Origin of the sequence: Pseudomonas fluorescens, from assembly GCF_902497875.1 — a bacterium.
Classification (GTDB): Bacteria; Pseudomonadota; Gammaproteobacteria; order Pseudomonadales; family Pseudomonadaceae; genus Aquipseudomonas; species Aquipseudomonas fluorescens_BR.
In genome coordinates, this window is sequence record NZ_CABVHY010000109.1 from 1 (window position 1) to 1771 (window position 1771).

Below are 1771 nucleotides of genomic sequence, written 5' to 3' on the forward strand. Positions count from 1 at the left end.
CCGCAACTACGGTGTGAGTCTTCGCGAGTTCGGGCATCAAGCTGTGCCACTCATACCAGGCTTGACCAAATCCGTGGACCAGGTAAACCAAAGGCCCGGAACCGCCCTTCACATAGTGGAGCCTGACGCCGTCTATGGTTTTGAATTCACTCTTGAATCCCGCTGGAACAGGAAACTCTGCCGCTTGAGCCAAGCATGGCAAAGCCAGGGTGATTGCGACTGCGGCGAGGGCCAATCTAATGCGCTTTTTCATTTTATTTATCCATCAAGTTATGACTGAAAATTACGACCATGCGAAGGCGTGCTATCCCCCGATCAATGACTGTGGATCGCCTGGGTGGTGTGCCGTTGACCTTGCGGAAAACCATGCGCCCGTGCCCGAAATGCAATGGCCAGGCTGATCAATAGCAACGCCAGCAACACGCCCGGAAATGCACTCGTTCCCCATTGGCCGAGTAACACGCCACCCAGCAGTCCACCGCCGGCAATTGCGCTGTTCCAGACCACTACGTTCATGGAGAGCGCAACGTCAGAGCCCTTACCTGCGGCGTCGGCGAGTGCTGTTTGCAGCAGGGTGGCCGCGCCACCAAAGGTCAGCCCCCAAATGAAGACACCCACGTAAATGGCCGCGGCGGAGCCTGAGAACACTCCGATGAAAATCGAAACCGCTGCGAATGTTGCAAGGCTGGCCAGCACGGTTGTTCGCAGGTGCCGGTCAACCAGTCGGCCCGTGAGCCAGATGCTGGCAAGCGCCGCGACACCAAATGTGAGCAATACCAAATCGACGTCACTGTTCAGCCCAGCCTTGGAAACGAAGGGCGCGACATAGGTGTAAAGAATGTTGTGGGCCAGCATCCAGGTGAAGACGACAGCCAATACCGAGCGGACGCCTGGGGTGAAAAACACCAGACGTAACGGCATGCGCTGTGAGGATGATTGGCCTGGGTAATCCGGCACTTTGATCAGCACCCAAACGATCAATACCAGGGTCATGCCGGACATCAATCCAAAGGCCATGCGCCAGCCCATGAATCCACCCAGCCAGGTTCCCATCGGCACACCCAACGACAACGCGATGGGCGTACCCACATAGGCGCTAACCAAATCTCAAGAGATAGTAGAATCTGATTCACCAAGCAAAGTGAGCAGCAGGGAAAGCAAGCGTGACACAAAGACTGGATGAAGATTGGCCGAAGCTGTTGGCGCTATTGCCGCAGGGATGGGAAGCCAAGGCAAAAGAGCTGGGAGCGCTGAAGTTCGGTCGCCGCTTCAGCGGCCCGGAGAGTTTATTGCGCACGTTATTGATGTATCTGAGCGCTGATTGCTCGATGGTCGAAACGGTGGAACGCGCGCGCGCTGGGGACTGGGTGGAGCTATCGGACGTTGGCCTGCTCAAACGGATCAATAAATCGGGTGCATGGCTGGGCTGGATCACTGAACAGTTGATCCAGCAGGCACCGACCGTGGCGATGAAATGTCCGGCGCTGCAGGGGCGCAGATTGCTTGCCGCTGACGGCAGTGTCGTGGCAGAGCCGGGAGCGGCCACATCGACATGGCGCCTGCATTACACGATGGACGTCAGAACGCTGCGTTGTTGCGAAGTGCAAGTGACGCCGTCCAAAACAGGCGAATCGCTGGCACAGTTTTCGGTGCAACAGGGCGATGTGTTCATTGCGGACCGGGGCTTTGCTAATCGGCGAGGGATCAATCACGTTCTCGACGGGGGCGGCGACATCTTGGTGCGAATGAACCTGAGCAGCCTGCCGCTGAC

At 57.3% G+C, this 1771-nt stretch carries 1 protein-coding gene and 2 pseudogenes; 1 reads left to right on the forward strand and 2 read right to left on the reverse strand.

All coding sequences use genetic code 11. The annotated features are described in order from the left end of the window. The coding region (locus F8N85_RS35370) for an alpha/beta fold hydrolase (protein WP_412072531.1) at nt 1–253 on the reverse strand (253 nt) is incomplete at its 3' end. Nucleotides 254–315: 62 nt separating this feature from the next. Next, nucleotides 316–1104 (reverse strand): annotated as a pseudogene (locus F8N85_RS33900) (MFS transporter); the annotation flags it as partial. A gap of 59 nt (nt 1105–1163) precedes the next feature. Here F8N85_RS33900 and F8N85_RS33905 point away from each other — a divergent pair. Then, nucleotides 1164–1771 (forward strand): annotated as a pseudogene (locus F8N85_RS33905) (hypothetical protein); the annotation flags it as partial.